17 protein-coding genes are annotated in these 18,254 nt (G+C 31.6%); 5 read left to right on the top strand and 12 right to left on the bottom strand.

The window, feature by feature from the left end; genetic code table 11:
• The first annotated feature begins 419 nt into the window (after nt 1–419).
• Nucleotides 420–860, top strand: coding sequence for a YgzB family protein (locus CD035_RS01680; RefSeq protein ID WP_048540697.1), 441 nt, complete (start codon nt 420–422; stop codon nt 858–860).
• Nucleotides 861–885: 25 nt separating this feature from the next.
• Here the strand turns inward: CD035_RS01680 and perR are convergent, their stop codons facing one another.
• From perR to bcp, 3 genes are all read right to left on the bottom strand, one after another.
• Entirely contained in the window at nt 886–1,338 is a 453-nt protein-coding gene (perR, locus tag CD035_RS01675; RefSeq protein ID WP_025907200.1) for a peroxide-responsive transcriptional repressor PerR, read from the bottom strand.
• Nucleotides 1,339–1,416: 78 nt separating this feature from the next.
• Entirely contained in the window at nt 1,417–2,370 is a 954-nt protein-coding gene (locus CD035_RS01670; protein ID WP_048540696.1) for a phosphoglycerate dehydrogenase, read from the bottom strand.
• A gap of 5 nt (nt 2,371–2,375) precedes the next feature.
• Entirely contained in the window at nt 2,376–2,834 is a 459-nt protein-coding gene (bcp, locus tag CD035_RS01665) for a thioredoxin-dependent thiol peroxidase (protein ID WP_048540695.1), read from the bottom strand.
• 84 nt (nt 2,835–2,918) lie between these two features.
• Between bcp and CD035_RS01660 the strand changes: the two genes are divergently transcribed.
• Together CD035_RS01660 and CD035_RS01655 are read left to right on the top strand one after the other, a co-directional pair.
• Entirely contained in the window at nt 2,919–4,205 is a 1,287-nt protein-coding gene (locus CD035_RS01660) for a glutamate-1-semialdehyde 2,1-aminomutase (protein ID WP_048540694.1), read from the top strand.
• 95 nt (nt 4,206–4,300) lie between these two features.
• Entirely contained in the window at nt 4,301–5,395 is a 1,095-nt protein-coding gene (locus CD035_RS01655; protein WP_048540693.1) for an FUSC family protein, read from the top strand.
• A gap of 36 nt (nt 5,396–5,431) precedes the next feature.
• Here the strand turns inward: CD035_RS01655 and CD035_RS01650 are convergent, their stop codons facing one another.
• The 4 genes from CD035_RS01650 to mutY form a co-directional block, all read right to left on the bottom strand.
• Nucleotides 5,432–7,018, bottom strand: a complete 1,587-nt coding sequence (locus CD035_RS01650) for an FMN-binding glutamate synthase family protein (RefSeq protein WP_048540692.1) — start codon at nt 7,016–7,018, stop codon at nt 5,432–5,434.
• Between the two features lie 66 nt (nt 7,019–7,084).
• Complete coding sequence (locus CD035_RS01645) at nt 7,085–8,824, bottom strand: ABC transporter ATP-binding protein (protein WP_037590537.1); 1,740 nt, start codon at nt 8,822–8,824, stop codon at nt 7,085–7,087.
• A 67-nt stretch (nt 8,825–8,891) separates the two neighbouring features.
• Nucleotides 8,892–9,440: a nucleoside tri-diphosphate phosphatase gene (gene ntdP, locus CD035_RS01640; protein ID WP_025907189.1), complete on the bottom strand. Its 549-nt coding sequence runs from the start codon at nt 9,438–9,440 to the stop codon at nt 8,892–8,894.
• An 80-nt stretch (nt 9,441–9,520) separates the two neighbouring features.
• A complete protein-coding gene (mutY, locus tag CD035_RS01635; RefSeq protein ID WP_048540691.1) occupies nt 9,521–10,552 on the bottom strand; it encodes an A/G-specific adenine glycosylase in 1,032 nt (343 codons plus the stop codon).
• A gap of 93 nt (nt 10,553–10,645) precedes the next feature.
• Here mutY and CD035_RS01630 point away from each other — a divergent pair, with 93 nt between their 5' ends.
• Entirely contained in the window at nt 10,646–11,620 is a 975-nt protein-coding gene (locus tag CD035_RS01630) for a metal-dependent hydrolase (RefSeq protein ID WP_048540690.1), read from the top strand.
• A gap of 49 nt (nt 11,621–11,669) precedes the next feature.
• On the opposite strand, the gene CD035_RS01625 is transcribed toward CD035_RS01630, so the two are convergent.
• From CD035_RS01625 to sgtB, 5 genes are all read right to left on the bottom strand, one after another.
• The gene (locus tag CD035_RS01625) at nt 11,670–12,440 is read right to left on the bottom strand and encodes an ABC transporter permease (RefSeq protein ID WP_048540689.1); all 771 of its coding nucleotides are present in this window, start codon (nt 12,438–12,440) and stop codon (nt 11,670–11,672) included.
• 9 nt (nt 12,441–12,449) lie between these two features.
• Nucleotides 12,450–13,997, bottom strand: a complete 1,548-nt coding sequence (locus tag CD035_RS01620; RefSeq protein ID WP_048540688.1) for an ABC transporter ATP-binding protein — start codon at nt 13,995–13,997, stop codon at nt 12,450–12,452.
• A gap of 12 nt (nt 13,998–14,009) precedes the next feature.
• Entirely contained in the window at nt 14,010–14,327 is a 318-nt protein-coding gene (locus tag CD035_RS01615; RefSeq protein WP_048540687.1) for a YfhH family protein, read from the bottom strand.
• On the bottom strand, nt 14,320–15,123 hold the full coding sequence (recX, locus tag CD035_RS01610) for a recombination regulator RecX (protein ID WP_048540686.1): 804 nt from the start codon (nt 15,121–15,123) through the stop codon (nt 14,320–14,322). Before recX ends, CD035_RS01615 begins: the two co-directional genes overlap by 8 nt.
• An 82-nt stretch (nt 15,124–15,205) precedes the next feature.
• Complete coding sequence (gene sgtB, locus CD035_RS01605; protein ID WP_048540685.1) at nt 15,206–16,021, bottom strand: monofunctional peptidoglycan glycosyltransferase SgtB; 816 nt, start codon at nt 16,019–16,021, stop codon at nt 15,206–15,208.
• Nucleotides 16,022–16,182: 161 nt separating this feature from the next.
• On the opposite strand from sgtB, the gene CD035_RS01600 reads away from it, so the two are divergent.
• A complete protein-coding gene (locus tag CD035_RS01600) occupies nt 16,183–17,916 on the top strand; it encodes a pyruvate oxidase (RefSeq protein WP_048540684.1) in 1,734 nt (577 codons plus the stop codon).
• Nucleotides 17,917–18,254: the final 338 nt, after the last annotated feature.

Raw genomic sequence — 18,254 nt, 5'->3', positions numbered from 1 at the left:
CAATTATTGGAATTAACGTTGACATATTGTCATTCAGTTTTCAATGTTCATTTTAATCGCTACAAGAAACAATTATACTCGTTATTGAATATCAAGTCAAGGATTATTTTTAAAAAATAATAATTTGTTTTGTTCGGTTTGACTCAGCTTTTCAAGTGGTCGTTTCCGTTTCAATTAACTTGCATAATTTATATTACATTGTTATTTAGTTAATTTCAAGCGTTAAATTTACACTTTATTAACCTTTTTAACAATCGTTTTATTTTGCGATGTCTGTCTGTTTTGACGACTTTTATATAATATCAAGATATATAGTTTACGTCAACGATTTATACAAACAAAATTGTGTATTATTTCGCTTTATTAGGGACTATATATTTTAATAGAAATTATGCTATACTTTATCAGTATTAATAAGTATGGAGGGAATAGATTTGAAGCTATTTCGCAAAAAACCTACTAGTAAAATTAATAGAATTAGATCTTTTGCATTAGGATTAATCTTCTTAGGTATGATTGTTATGTACATAGGTGTATTCTTCTTTTACTATTTTAAGAGCCAAATTGTATTTAGTATTTTCTTAGTTTTAGGAATGTTAGCTCTTGGTCTTTCATTTATAGTTTACTTTTGGATTGGCATGTTAAGTTCTCGAACTATACAAGTGCAATGTCCAAACTGTGATCATTATACAAAGATGTTAGGACGAGCAGATATTTGTGCTAATTGTAACCAACCTCTTACATTAGATAAGAACTTAGAGGGTAAAGCCTTTAATCAAGATTATAATAATAAGCGCAAATCTAAGAAATTAGAAGAGCAGCAAACTGAAGAACATGCTGAAGAAAAGAAAAAAAGCTAAAGGCAACAGCCTTTAGCTTTTTGTATTATTTATTCTTGTTTTGACATTCTGGACAAACACCATATATTTCCATTCTGTGGTGCGTTACTGAAAAACTAGTGACATGTTGTGCCAATTGTTCTACTTCATCTAATCGTGGATAATGAAAATCAGATATCTTACCACATTGATCACAGATAATATGATAGTGATTATGTGTTTCAAAATCAAAACGACTTGAAGCGTCACCGTAAGTTAATTCTTTAACAAGCCCAGTTTCTTTAAAAACTTTTAAGTTATTATAAACTGTAGCAACACTCATATTTGGAAATTGTGGTGAAAGTGACTGATAAATTTCATCAGCAGTAGGATGACTATCTGTTTCGATTAAATATTGAAGTATCGATTGACGTTGTGGTGTAATACGAACACCAGTACTTCTTAAAGTACCTATTGCATCGTCTAACATATGTTCAACATTCTCAATATTTTGTTGCATCCTTACACCCACCTTCTAATTTATAATGATTATTATTTATAATATATCCCTTTTAGTAGCATTTTGTCAAACAATTAATCAGTATCCCGCTTCTGCGTTAACAATGTTTATTAACTTATCTGACGCATCATTTTTAATATGTTTGAGATTTTCAATTAGAATATCTGTACTTCTCTTTAAATTATTAAGATCATTACCTGTAATATGAGCTGTGATAAACACATTATCTAAATCATATAGTAGAGAGTTTTCAGGTAATGGTTCTTCTTCAAATACATCTATAGAAGCATATCTAATATCTTTACTACTCAAAGCTTCATATAAGACACTTTCTGATACGACTGTACCTCTACCTACATTTATAAAATGTGTATCTTCATTCATTTGCTTAAAGTCCTCTTTTTGAAGTAAATGTATCGTTTCTTCTGTTTCAGGTAATACATTCACAATAAAGTCAGCTTTATGATATACATGACGTCTTTCTTCTATAGAATAAACTTCATCAAATCCAGGTACTACATGTCCAGTTGTATTAATGCCAATAACCTTCATATTAAATGCTTTAGCTACTTCAGCAGTTCTTTGAGGAATCTTACCTGTACCTAAAAATAAAATCGTCTTCTCATTTATAGAATCAGGTTTAAGCTTATGATTAAATTCACGTTTCTTTTGAGACTCGTATGAAGTTCTGAATAGTTTAATATCATTTAAAATATATGCAAAAATAAATTCAGCGATTTGAATAGCGTGTACCCCTCTTGCATTAGTTAATTTAATTCCTCTATCTTGTATATAATCTAAAGGTAATTGATTCACGCCTGTTGCAAACCATGCGATAAGTTTTATATTTTTACATTTATCTAAAAATGAAGGATTTACTTCTCCATGATAACTAACTAATATATCTACATCTTCTAAATCTTCATCGCGAGCTTCGTTCGGATGCTTATAAAATATAAAATCTACATTAGGAAATGTTTCTTTTAATCTCTCTTCCTGTTCTTTTAGCCTCATTAAAGTAACGACTTTCATTTATATCATTCCTTTATAAAGTTTTTTAAGTCTTCAATTTGAGTTTTAACTTTCACTTTGTCTATTTTATGTATGACAGTACCTTCTTCATCTAAAACAAAAGTCGTTCTAACGATACCCATTGATTCTTTACCAAATGATTTCTTCAATTGATATACGCCTACTTCTTCAGAAAGCTTATAATCTTCATCTACTAGTAAATCAAAATTCAAATTATGTTTATTAAAGAAATTAGCGTGTTTCTTTTCACTATCTCCACTAATACCATAAACTTTCGTATTTAACTCATTAAAATCTTCTAAGTTGTCTCTAAAATCACATGCTTCTGTCGTACATGTCGGTGTATTATCTCTAGGGTAAAAATAAACAACGACTTTAGATCCTTTTAAGTCCTCATTACTAATTAATTCACCATTTTGATTCTTTAAGTTGAAATCCGGAAATTTTTCACCAATTTGTATCATATTTTACACTCCTTATAAACGATAGATGTTTAATTTTATGATACGATATAAATGAAAATAATTAAATTAAAAGAGGTTGATAATATGGAATTTACAAAAAGTGAGTACTTACAAACACTTTCAAATGAATATATTCTTGGTGGTGTCAATTCACCATCTCGTTCATATAAAGCTGTAGGTGGTGGCGCACCTGTAGTTATGCAAAAAGGTAAAGGTGCGTATTTTTACGATGTTGATGGCAACAAATATATTGACTATCTTCAAGCATATGGACCAATCATAGCTGGACATGCACATCCACATATTACGGAAGCCATTAAAGCTGCAGCTGAAGATGGTGTATTATTCGGTACACCTACTGAATATGAAATTACATTTGCTAAAAAACTACGTAACGCTATTCCATCGTTAGAAAAAATTAGATTTGTAAACTCTGGTACTGAAGCTGTTATGACAACAATTAGAGTTGCACGTGCATATACTAAGCGAGATAAAATCATTAAATTCGCAGGATGTTATCACGGACATTCTGACTTAGTGCTTGTTGCTGCAGGAAGTGGCCCATCTCAACTTGGCACACCTGATTCTGCTGGTGTACCAAAAAGTGTGGCGCAAGAAGTTATTACAGTTCCATTTAATGATATAGATTCATTTAAAGAAGCTATGGAACATTGGGGAGATCAAGTTGCTGGTGTATTAGTAGAACCAATCGTCGGAAACTTTGGTATGGTGGAACCTAAAGAAGGCTTTTTAGAAGCAGTAAATGAAGTAACGCATCAATACGGTGGTTTAGTCATTTATGATGAAGTCATTACAGCATTTAGATTCCATTATGGTGCTGCACAAGATTTATTAGGTGTTTATCCTGACTTAACAGCGTTTGGTAAAGTTATTGGAGGCGGCTTACCAATCGGTGCATACGGCGGACGCCAAGAAATCATGGAACATGTTGCACCACTTGGTCCAGCATACCAAGCAGGTACAATGGCAGGTAACCCACTCTCTATGAGGGCTGGTATTGCATTATTAGAAATATTAGAACAACCTGGTGTTTACGATAAATTAGATCAATTAGGTCAACAATTAGAAGAAGGTTTATTAGAATTAATTAAAAAACATAACGTTAAAGCAACAGTTAATAGAATCAAGGGTGCTTTAACACTTTACTTTACAGACGAAAAAGTTGAAAATTATGTTCAAGCGGAAAATACTGACGGTGAACAGTTCGCAAAATTCTTTAAGTTAATGTTAAATCAAGGTATTAATTTAGCACCTTCTAAATATGAAGCATGGTTCTTAACGACTGAACATACTGAAGAAGACATAAATCAAACATTAAATGCAGTTGATTACGCTTTCTCTCAATTATAAACTTGAAAAGTTAGCCAAAACGTTGTATAACCAATATATACTAGGCTTGTGATATTTGTTACAACCCTGTTTTAAAAACAAAAAGGAATGGTTTTATGAAATTTGGGGCAAGAATATTTAAAACTGGTATCGCGATTGTCCTAGCAATATTTATAGCTAATTTACTGCCAGGACCAGCAATGATAACATCAATAGCTGGTGTTGCTGCAATGGTCGCCATGCAACCAAGTGTCTATCGTTCGTTCAAAACGATTGTAGAACAATTTCAAGGTAATGTTATTGGTGCGATTACAGCTGTTGCCATATTCTCTATATTTGGGAACAATGTTGTATTTATCGGTTTAACAGCGATTATCATTATTTCAATACTTTACAAATTTAATCTACAACATGTTTCTAACTTAGCAGTTGTTACAGCTTTAATCATACTTGGACATCACGAAGGAGATTTCTATATCTCTGCATTCTATCGTTTCGTCTTAGTTATGATTGGTGTATTAAGTGCTTTCCTTGTTAACTTTACGTTTCTACCACCGAAATTCGAAACTAAAATGTATTATAACTCACTCAATATTTCTACTGACATCTTTAAATGGTTTAGATTAGTGTTAAATGGTACAACTGAATTTCACTACGTAAAGCAAGATTTAGAAACAATTAGAACACGTATCGTAAAGCTTGAGCAATTTTATTTATATTATAAAGAAGAAAGAGCCTACACAAAGAAACAAGCTTTTAGCCAAATGCGTAAGAAGATTCTTTTCAAAGAGATTATTGCATCAACACGAAGAGCATACGAAGTTTTAAGAAAAATGAATCGTTACGAAAACGATATTCATAACTTAAATGATGATCTCAAAGTACAAATGAAGTTTGAACTGGATGAACTAATGGCGCAGCATGAACAAATATTAGTAAGAATATCACAAAAAGCTAAACACGAAATTGATCAAGTTCCAGATTATTTAGTAGAACCATATAAAGAAGATTTAATGGAAATATTTATTAAAGATATTATGGACAATCCTGATCAAGAAGATTACTATATTGAGAATGTCATGCAAGTTATTTCAGCTATGTTAGATTATAAAGCGACTATTTTACATTTAGACAAATTATCTTCTAGTTATTTCAAATTTCATCCAGAAGATAGCGACATTCAAATTGAAGATGAAGATTTTGATTTATAAAAATAGACCTGAACAGTTAACTGTTCAGGTCTATTTTTACTGCTCTTTATATATAGATTTTTTATATTGTTTAACATTCATGACATTTCCATTAGCACTTCTATATAATAAATGGTTTTCATTTATTTGATTTGGACTTTTCACACCTACTGCTGCAGCTAAATTAAATAATCCTTCATGTAAACTCACAATATAATTTGAAACCCTGTATTCTTTTTCAGATACAACTAAGGCAGATTCTTTTTTTGGATCTGTAGTAGCTACACCTACCGGACAATTGTTTGTATGACATTGTTGAGCCATAATACAACCAACATTAATCATTAAACTTCTTGCTACATTAACGAGATCCGCGCCTAATGCTAAAGCAATCGCTATTTGATCTGGTGTGATGAGTTTTCCAGATGCAAAAACTTTCACTTTATCTCTTATTTTAAATTTTTTAAGTTCTACATCTAATATTGGCAATGCTGAAAATAATGGCAAACCAACAGTATCGACAAGCTCTTGATAAGTCGCTCCTGTTCCACCTTCTCCACCATCAACTGTAATAAAATCAGGAATAATGTTTGATGAAACCATTTCATGAATTAATTTCTTTAAATCATTTATATTTCCGACAACTAATTTAATACCAACTGGTTTATCAGATAGTTCTCTCAACCTCTGGACAAATTGTAACAACTCTTTATTATTATGAAGAAATTCAAATCTATTGGGTGAGTTAACTGTTTCAAAAGGCGTTACATTTCTAATTTCAGCAATTTCTTCTGTTACTTTTGCCCCTTCAATATGTCCGCCTCTCGTTTTTGCCCCTTGTGCTAACTTTAATTCAAATGCTTTAACTTGATTCATGTTGGCTTTTTCAATAAATTCTGTTTCATCGAAGTTCCCTTCTTTATCGCGAACACCAAATAAACCTGGTCCTATTTGAAAGATGATATCACAACCTCCACTTAAATGATGATCGCTTAATCCTCCTTCTCCTGTATTCATCCATGAACCGCTTCTGCCCAATCCTTTTGACAATGCAGTAATCGCATTTTTACCGAGTGCCCCATAACTCATACCTGATTGTCCAATCAATCTATTAACGATAAACGGATGTTTTAAGTCATCACCTATAATAATTTGATTGTCTGATGTTAATTTATATGGATCAACATCTTTTTGTTTTTGTTCTTCTTTACGATCAAAAAGCCCTTCATTAGAAATTTCATAAATAAAAGTAGACATTTGTTCATCTTGGTTAATTTCTAATTCATCATGGTCTACTGGAAACATAGTATTTTGTAAATAGAATCCTGGCTCTTCAAATTTTCTCAACGATCCAAAACTTTCGATTCTATTTTTATATTTACCTGGCATGACGATATTTAAATACTGTTTTCTTGAAAATGGTTTTCCAGCATTATCATTTAGTATTAAATACTGCCTAAGTTCTGGTCCTATACTCTCTAAAAAATACCTTACTCTACCAAGAACCGGGTAATTTCTTAAAACACTATGATGCTTTTGTCTTTTATCTATCACATACAAAGAAATACAAGCAATAATACCACCAATAATGATGACAAAGAATAAAATATTCACAATCAATTGTAGTATGCTTAAAAAAGTCATAAAAATTCCCCCTCAGTCTATCTCTATTAAATTAATAATAGCATAGAATGAGGGGGTGTTGTAATTTTACCCGAATGATTGAATATTATATAAGTTGTAATAACTGCCTTGTGCTGCCATTAATTCTTTATGTGAACCAACTTCTTCAATTTGTCCATTTTGAATAACAACTATTTTATCTGCATGTGTAATCGTTGATAATCGATGCGCAACTATTAAAGTCGTTCTTTCAGTACTTAATATTTCAAGTGCATCTTGAATAATTTTTTCACTTTCTAAATCAAGTGCACTCGTCGCTTCATCAAGTACTAATACAGGAGGGTTATTCAAGAATATTCTTGCAATAGAAACTCTTTGTTTTTGTCCACCTGATAATTTCACACCACGTTCGCCGACCTCTGTATCATAACCATTTGGTAGCGACATTATAAAGTCATGTGCATTCGCTTTTTTACTTGCCTCTATAACTTCTTCGTCAGATGCATCTGGTTTACCTAATAAGATATTTTCTTTTATTGAATCAGAGAATAAAATATTATCTTGTTCTACCATACCTACTTGATTTCTAAGACTTTCAGTTGTGAAATCTTTAACGTTATGATTATCAATACTAATGCTACCTTTCGTCACATCATAGAATCTAGGCAGTAAACTAATAAGTGTTGATTTACCGCCACCACTCATACCTACAAATGCGACCGTTTCACCTTTATTAATATCTAAGTTAATATGTTTAAGTACTTCATCTTCATAATCATTATATTTAAATGATACGTCATCAAATGTAATGTGCCCTTCTTTAATGACAATGTCTTGTGCGTCATCTTCATTTTTGACATCATATTTTTCATCAAACAAATGAAATACTCTGTCCATTGAAGCAATACTTTGCGTTAAAGTTGTAGATGATGAAACCAATCTTCTTAAAGGTCCATATAACTGTTCAAGATATGCTACAAATGCTGCTAATGTCCCAACAGTTAAATTCCCTTGAATAACAAGAAAACCACCGATACCTACTACTAATAATGGACCTATATCTGTAACTGTATTAATAACTGCAAATGATTTAGCATTCCATTTCGTATGATCAGTTGCTTTAGTTAAGAAGTTTTGGTTTCTTTTATCAAATCGTTTTTCTTCATTTTTTTCAATAGCAAAACTTTTGATAACAGACATCCCTGAAACGCGTTCATGAAGAAATCCTTGAAGTTCTGCTAAACTTTGCGATCTTCTTCTCGTCAAACTTCGTAATTTTCCGAAGAAGTAATAAATGCTAAATATAAATACTGGGAAAATCGCAATTGCCGTAAATGTTAATTTAATATCTAAAACAAACATAATACTTAATGCGATGACGATAGTTACTAAATCTAACCAAACATTCATAAGTCCTGTAAGAATAAAGTCTTTAGTTTGTTCTACGTCATTAATCACGCGTGATATAACTTCCCCTGCTTTATTATTAGCATAAAATCTTGAGCTTAATGCTTGTAAATGTGTGTATAATTTTTTTCGAATATCATACAGAATTTTATTAGATGTCCATTGTGCTAAATATTGTCTAAAGTATTCTATAGGTGGTCTTAGTACAACAAATATGAATCCCATAATTAACATTGCATATGTTAATTTTTCTGTTTTTTGTCCAATTGATAGTGCGCCATTATTAATTACATCATCAATTACATATTTAATCAGTAATGGAAGTAATAACGGGATACCAAATTTTAAAATTCCAATGATAATCGTACCTACAATATGCCATTTGTATGGTTTTACGAATTGTAAATACCTTTTAATCATTACCGTTCCCCCAATCTTAGTCCAAACGAAACAGCCTAGCTTTAGCTAGGCTGTGATATTTTCATTCTCAAGAATTACGTCTATCAATTGAATGAAATCTTTCTTGCCAAACTTTAATAAAGTCTGGCGCAAATGGTCCTTTCTTGCGTTCAATCCATTGTTGTAGAATATCAACATTTCTTCTAAGTATTACATCAATGTCTTTAGGATAATTCATTTGCTTCATATGTTGTTTATATTCGTCTTCATCCAACAAATGATATTTGCCGCTTGGATAAACTTTAATGTCTAAATCATAATCGATATATTTAATCGCTTCCTCATCACAAACAAATGGTGATGATAAATTACAATAATAATAAACACCGTCTTCGCGGAACATACAAATGACGTTAAACCAATATTCTGAATGGAAATAAACAATCGCTGGTTCCCTTGTCACCCAAGTTCTACCATCACTTTCTGTTACGAGTGTACGATTATTTCCACCGATAATAACATGACTCGTACCTTTAAGAATTGTTGTTTCAGACCACACACGATGTATATTACCATCATGTTTATAACTTTGTATTTTAATTACTTGGCCTTCTTTTGGTATGGATTCTTTGACCATGTTCCACACCACCTTTTAAATATTTACCAAGTTATTATATCATATTTAAATAAATAAGCTAAAATTATGTTTCTTATCCTTTATCCGTTGAGTTGATTAAAAATTTTACTCATAGATGTTGAAAATGATAACTGGTCTTTTTCTTCTTTTTTAATCCATTTATATGGGTAATCAAATTCACTTTTTTGAGTATGGGCACGGTATACATTCATATTCCATGTCATATGTGTAAAAACATGCTTAGTTGTAAATTCAGGCGTTTGATCAATATCAATGACTGCATCTAATGTTTCTTCAATGCTGTGTATACTTTCATCAGCCTCAAACATTGGAAATTCCCACATGCCATTCAATAATTTCGTATCTCTTTGGCGTACTAATATCTCTCCAGAACGATTCGTGATATATAATACGTTAAAGTCAATTGTCTTTTTCTTTATTTTTTTCTTTTTAACTGGTAATTCCTCTACTACACCATTAGCAAATGCATAACAATGTTTTTGAACAGGACACATAATACATAAAGTCTTTTTAGGTGTACAAATGGTTGCGCCCAATTCCATCATTGCTTGATTAAAATCTCCAGAATGTTCTTCTACAAATGGCTGTAATTCATCTTCGTATAATTTTTTAGTCTTCGGCGCAGCTATATCACTGTCATTACCAGTCAATCTACTCCACACTCTTAACACATTACCATCAACTGCTGGAATCGGATGATTATGGACGATACTCATAACTGCTGCATTTGTATATGGGCCAACGCCTTTTAATTTTTTAAAATCATCTGGGTTATCTGGAACTACTCCGTGATAACTATGGTGCACTTCTTTAACCGCTTCTTGAAAATTTCTAACCCTAGAATAATAACCTAAACCTTCCCAATATTTAAGTACATCTTCTTCGTTTGCTTCACTTAAACTTTCTATAGTTGGAAAACGCTCAATAAAAGCTTTGTAATATGGTCGAACAGTATTAACCTGTGTTTGTTGTAACATTACTTCACTTAACCAAATATAATATGGATTTGATGTTTCTCTCCATGGCATTTGTCGTTTATTTTTATGAAACCAATTAAGCAAATCGTCTTTAAATTGTTTCGTTTCTATCATTTATGACACTACTTTCTTGTGAATTGCTTTCAGATTACTATGCATATGCTATATAATATATATCATATAGATTAAAGTAAAGTGGTGATTTTTATGGATACTGGTACACACGTTGTTATGGGTGTTGCGTTAACTGGTCTTGCGACATTAGATCCACATGTTACACCTACATTTGCTGCAGTGGCAACTGGTATAATGGTTGGATCACAAATACCTGATATTGATACAGTATTAAAATTAAAAAATAATGCGATATATGTTAAAAATCATAGAGGTATCACACATTCTATACCTTTTACACTATTATGGCCATTAATATTAACGTTTCTAATATTTGTTATCTTTCCAGGAGTAGATGTCTTGCATATTTGGTTATGGACGCAATTCGCCGTATTCTTTCATGTTTTTGTAGATATTTTTAATTCATATGGTACTCAGGCGCTTAGACCGATATCTAATAAATGGATTCAGTTAAGTATTATTAATACGTTCGACCCCATTATCTTTGTAGCACACTTAATTGCAATACTGTTCTGGACACTTGGTGTAAATGCTGGCATTGCCTTTGGTACATTGTACTTCTTGTTAATATTCTATTATATTGTTCGATTTATATTACAAAAAGCGATAAAAGACCAAGCTTTAAAACAAATACAACAAGAAGATAATCCTGTTAAAATATTTGTTGCACCTACAATACGATTTATGGAATGGCGTATTGCCATTCAAACTGAAACGCATGATTATGTTGGCCGAAGTTATGGTCGAAACGTAGCATTTAATGATGTATTCAAAAGACAAGCATTCCCGAATGACCATATAATGGCTTATGCTAAATATGATGAGAATTTAAGATCTTTCTTAAGTTTCAGTTCTATTTATCGATGGGAAGTTACAAGAATAGATAAACAAACAACAGAACTAAGATTTATTGATTTAAGATATTTGAAGAATGGTCATTACCCATTTGTAGCTATTTTGCATTTAGACGATGATATGAAAGTGACAAACTCATATATTGGTTGGGTATTTACAGAAGAGAAATTAATGAAAAAGCTTGAAGCTTAGAAATACAATTAAGGCTGAGACGAATTAAATCATCTCAGCCTTAATTTTTTTATTTAAAGTATTCAGTTTTATAAGCTTTATTAATATTGATCCAAGCTAAATAAATAAATGCTACTTCAAAATAGAATAGAATATGATATGGCAAATTCGTAACGGATGCGTTACCTAACACCATTGATTGTTGGAATCCATTAATAATATAGAATAATGGATTGAGTTTTAAGACATTGACCCAAACTGCATACATATTATTAGGTACGTACAATATCGGTACGACAAATAATAATACAATCAATAATCCGAAAACAATAAATCGTGCAGAATATACATATTTACCAAACACGCCAATAATAGATGCTACTGGTACAAGTAATATGTATGCCATAACTAAATAATAGAAAAAGCCTAAATGGTTAATTTCGATTAAATTTGATGTCGAAAAAGTTGAAACTATCCCTGTAAGTGTTACAACAATTAAGAACATAATCATCGTTAAAAATACTTGTGAAGAAGCACCTACATAGTATGGTACCGACAATCTATTATAAAGTGCCCCTTGCTTTCTGACTGTCTTTTCAGAATTGAAAAGTGATAAAAAGACCCACATGTAAGCGAAAAAGCCAATCAACTTATAATAAGATGTTGATTGTTGTACATCTATCGCATCAGTAATCCGTAACTTCAAATATGTGAAGATCAATAATACTAACATGATAGCAAAAGCAGATACATAATATTTATAATGAGTTTTAACTTCATAGAAGCAATATTTAAGCATATGTGGAAAATGTTTAATATGTTGTTCAAATAATTCTTTCATATTGACCTCCTATAATTGTATAAAAATCCATTTGTTTTCTGCTAAGTCTGCTATCATAAAGCCATCTCTTGATTTAACTACCCAAGTGTCACTTGAAATATTATATTTCTTAACTAATTTTGCTTTGTTTTTCATATCAAATGTAAAACCAGTTAATTGATTGTCACTGTCGAAAACCATATGTACTTTTTGGCCTTCCATTTGTTCATTAAATCGGTTTGCCTTATCAGCTGTGATCGTCTCAGAAACTTTCTTATGTGATTTATGCATAAAACTATTATAAAAATCAATATAATTTAAATAACTATCATCAACATAATCTTCTAAATCTGACCAATCAACGTCTTCATATAGTCCAGCCGGATTGAAAAAGTACAAGTTATTCTTCTTAGAGATATAAGTCTTATCATCTACTTCAAGTCTATAATTAGATTGATTTTCACCTGTTACATCTACAAAACTATACTGAGGTAATTTCAACTTTGAACCTTTGGATGAAGGTGTAAGTTCTGTATCATGTTTCAACGATAGGACATAAGCTGACTTATCTATGTATTTTGGTTCACTGTTTGTTGTGATGACCTGTTTGGATGTAACTTCTTTTTCTGTCGGAGAGCTTCCTACACCTATAAACATAAATAGTGCTGCTAATGTTGCACCAAAGATAAATGTTAAGCCATAAAATATCATTTTCTCAATAGATTTCGGCACTCTACCGTATTGATATTTACGCATTCTTTTATAACCTTCGCCATGCGCTATAGGTAGTTCTTGTTGAGCCATCTTCCATTTTAGATCGTAAAGTTCTTTTTGGTCTTTATCTTGAATTTGATTATATTTCTTATGATATTCTCGGTAGTAACCCAACACTTCTTTAACGGTACCTTCTTTTCTAACTTGACCATAAGTTAACCAGATAAGATAATTACTCATCTTCTCTATTGAATGAATATGGTCATCAATTACGACAGCTGCACGATCATATTCTTTTTGTTCATTTAAAAATTCATGGAACTTCTTTTGAAATGATTCGTCTAAGTATTGAATGATGTTAGTAAAAATTGCAACAGTAGGTCTCATATATTTGGCTATACTAACTAATAATTGAGCATATTCCGCTTCATTTATATCTTGGCACGTCTTTGAAGCTTTATCCGATAATTTTGCAAAGCTTAATATTTGTCTTTGAATCGTCGTAATATCTCTAATTTCTACACCTGATAAACTCAAAGTACGAATGATCATTTCATTTAAAGTTTGATGATCATCAGCTTTATGCCTAACATCTGCTAAAAATGTTTGGGCATGATTTGTTACTTTACCTAAATTAGGTGCAACTTCTTTAATCATTAATTTACTAATCATTTCTTTACCAGATTGATCATCACCGATAATACCTAGCACTTCACCTCTATAAAGATGCACGGTAACATTTTTAAGTACAATGTCTTTATTAAGGTGCTTTAACTTAAATAATGATTTAAATTTATTCTGTTCTTTGCTTATATAATAATATTTAGTTGCGTTAACAACTCTTAGTAATATTTGCTGTGTCATTCTGCACCACCATTATAGTTGTAGAAGACTTACAGGAATGCCTTCTTCAATTTTTGATCCTTTTAATCTAAATCCCCAAGCAAATACACCATTAATGCGTTCTACTTTAAAGTAACTAGGTGTGTCACCTACTAAGCCATATACTTTTCCTACTTCTATTTTTGAAGTGTCGACAAGGTAACTTTCTGCTATGAGCGCTTTTCTCTTATATACTTCATATTCATTTAGTATACCCATCATTTCTGATTTTCTCATCTTTTCGCGATATTCAGCAATTGCGTTTTTAAGTTCATATTCTGTCATTTCAACAAATTTTTTATCATTATTCATCTACAATACCACTTTCTACTAATTTGTCATTAATCATTTCAAATGTATACCCTTTTCTTACGAGTGCTTGAATAACATGTGACTTAAGTTCATATCCATTATATTTCTTTTGATATTTATTATATACCTTTTCCAAATCTTTCATCAAAATATTTTCAACATCATCAGATGTCGGTTCAATATTCAAATCTGTTAGATGTTCATTGATGAGTGAAAAAGCATAGCCTCTTTGTTGAAGTGTTTGGACAATCGTTTGCTTTAAACGGTTAGGAGGTTGTTTCTTTTTTTGCATAATCTTCTTGGCGATGTTCGGAATTCGATCTTCTGCCATTTCCATTTCAAACTTTTCTTTGAATTCGTAGACTAAATCTTGTTCGATACCTTTTTCTTTAGCAACTCTTTCAAAATGGTCAGGACCTTTATCAGTTGTTTTTAAAATGGTGTTTTTTAAACTTTCAATATAGTCATTATGGTCTATGTATTTATTAGATTGACAATACTCTATCACGCTATCAATTAAGTCACTGCCATATTCTTTGTCTGTTAAATATTTTTCTACTTCATATTTCGTACGCTTTTTATGTGATAAATAGACAATCGCCTGATTAAGTGCCTGTCTATATTGATCGTAGTCCTTAATTTCTTGTAACTTACTTTTTGTAATTTCTAAATCTTTTCTTAAATTAAAGTAGATGTATGTTGCTTGATCAATACCCATTTCAAATTCATTATTAATAAATAAATTTAAACGTTCTTTGTTTTTCTTTTGTACTTCAAGTTTAGTTATTTTAAGCATTTTACATCCCTCCACACATATATATAGGATACAATAAAACACACTGAGTTTAAAAGTTTAATCTCTTAACTCAGTGTGTTTATTATTGATTTAATTCATTTATAGCTTGTGTATACTCTGATTCAGAAATATAATTCTGTTGTTTCATTTTTTCGAGTGTTGTTTTGATACGTGTCATGTAACTATCACTAATATTATTAATATCGAAATTGGATGGTGCATTAACGACACTTGCTAATATTGCACTTTGTAATACCGATACTTGAGGAAGGTTTGGATTATTTTTATCGACTGTCGCACCGAAGTAATAATTTGCCGCTTCTTCAATCGTATAATTATTTTGACCGAAATAGATATTATTAACGTAATAACTCAAAATATCATTCTTACTATACTTATCTTCAACACGTTTCGCGACAAACATCTCTTTCACTTTTCTTGTCAGTTGCGTTTCATTCGTATAGAAATAGTTTTTAACGACTTGTTGCGTAATCGTACTACCACCTTGCGTAAGTTCACCATTTTTCAAACTTACAGCAAGTGCACGTGATACACCTCTTAAGTCAATTCCATCATGATCATAAAATCGTTTATCTTCGACCGCTACAAAAGCATTTTTAGTATAATCTGGCATATCTTCAACTTGAACATAAGATTGTTTATCTTCAATTTTAACTAAATCATCTACATCAGATGTTCTTGACCACATATACATTACTGCTAAATAAAAAACAATCGCTAGTATAATAAGTATTGTTACAAGACCAAATAGCTTTGAAATTCTTTTTCTCTTTCTCGGCTGTACAGGTTCTTGATAATAATGTTGATATCTTCTATATTGAACTTCTTCTGAATTAGGTTGTGGTATTTCATTCTTCTTATTCTTAAATATCCCCATCTATATTCTCCCTTATTCATATTTCTTACATCATTATAGCTTGTAATAATGATTTTAAACACTTCTTTTTACTGAAAAACGACAAAATCAGTCCTGAGTCTTATTTATAAGTATAACTTTTAGCGTATTTGGGTATAGATAACGATAAGGAGGAATTTTATATGGCAAAAATTAAAGCAAACAAAGCACTCGTACAAGTCTTAAAGAATTGGCAAATTGACCACGTATATGGCATACCTGGTGATTCAATAGATAAAGTCGTAGATGCACTTAAAACAGAAGAAGATAACATTAAATTCTATGATGTAAGACACGAAGAAGTTGCAACTTTAGCTGCTAGTAGTTATGCCAAATTAACAGGCAAAATAGCAGTAGCATTAAGTATTGGTGGTCCAGGCGCAATACATATGTTAAATGGTATGTATGACGCTAAAATGGATAATGTCCCTATGCTCGTTTTAGCGGGACAAACAGATTCGAAATTATTGGGCACAAAATTCTTCCAAGAAGTTAATTTAACAGCCCTTTTCGAAGATGTAGCCGTTTATAATAAACAATTAGAATCTGCTGAAAATGTACATGAAATTGTAGATGAAGCAATCAAAACTGCATATGCTAAAAAAGGCGTTGCAGTATTGACGATTCCAAGTGATGTTCTAGGTGAAAAAATTGAAGATAATGTTCCTAGAGAAACTTATAAATTTGAAAATGCAGTAACTTACGCTAAAGATGAAGACGTTAAAAAAGCTGCAGAACTTATAAATAAAAGTGAAAAACCGGTCGTCTTAACTGGTGTTGGTGCTAAAGATGCCAAAGACGAATTACTTAATTTCTTAGATCATATCGATGCGCCTGGTTTAATTACATTACCAGCAAAAGGTATCATACCGGATAAACATCCTAATTTCATGGGTAACTTAGGTAAAATCGGTACTAAACCAGCATTTGAAGCATCTAAAGATGCTGATTTATTAATTTTAGTCGGTACGAATTATCCATATGTAGATTATTTACCTGATAAAGATATACCATGTATACAAATTGATATTAATCAAACAAATATCGGCAAACGTTTTAATGTCGATGTCGGATTAATTGGCGACACAAAAAATGTACTATCTGCTTTAACAGAAGCGTCTGAAAAAGTAACTGGCCGTAAATTCTTAAAAGCATGCCAAGAAAATATGAAAGCATGGAACAGATGGTTAGAAGAAGATAGAAATAATGACAGCAAACCGATCAGACCAGAATTATTAATGTCTGAAATAGAAAAAATTTCAACAGATGACACTGTATTTTCAGTTGATGTCGGAACTTCAACAGTATGGAGTACAAGATATTTACAACTCGGTCACAACCACAAATTTATCACGTCATCTTGGTTAGGCACGATGGGCTGTGCATTACCAGGTGCAATAGCAAGTAAAGTCGCAAATCCAGATAAGCAAGCCATTGCTATCACTGGTGACGGTGGATTTGCGATGGTTATGCAAGACTTCGTTACAGCGGTACAATATAAACTACCAATTATCGTCGTTGTTCTGAATAACCAAGAATTAGCATTCATAAAATATGAACAACAAGCAGCCGGTGAATTAGAATACGCTATTGATTTAGGCGATATCGACTTCGCTAAATTTGCAGATAGTTGTGGCGGTATAGGCTATAATGTCGTAGATGTAGAAGATATTGCCCCTACACTTGAAAAAGCTAAAAATGCAAATAAACCTGTTGTTGTAAACGTAAAAGTAGATCCAGATGCCGCCCCATTACCAGGTAAAATAATATGGGACGAAGCAAAAGGATATGCAAAATTCGAAATTAGAACAGCATTAGAAGAGAACAGACTCGAAAAAATGCCACCACTTAAAACACTTATAAGAAGATTCTTCTAATAAAAATAAAGAAGCAGTGAAGTTTATGACGAACTTCACTGCTTTTTGTGTTAGGTTAAATTTAAGTATTTTCAATAAAAATTTTAAAATAGCGCGCTGAGATGTGGAATTTTGTAGATTGTGATGGGGATTGATAACGGATGTAAGGGACATTTTTGGGAATTCTGTCCCTAACGATACCTCTTACGGACATTTCTCAGAATTATGTCCCTAACGACGCCTCTTACAGACATTTCTCGGAATTCTGTCCCTTACGACGCCCCTTACGGACATTTCTCAGAATTCTGTCCCTAACGACCACTCTTACGGACATTTCTCAGAATTCTGTCCCTAACGAT

It is taken from the genome of Mammaliicoccus sciuri (assembly GCF_002901825.1).
Classification (GTDB): Bacteria; Bacillota; Bacilli; order Staphylococcales; family Staphylococcaceae; genus Mammaliicoccus; species Mammaliicoccus sciuri.
This window is presented reverse-complemented; position numbering and strand designations above follow the sequence as displayed.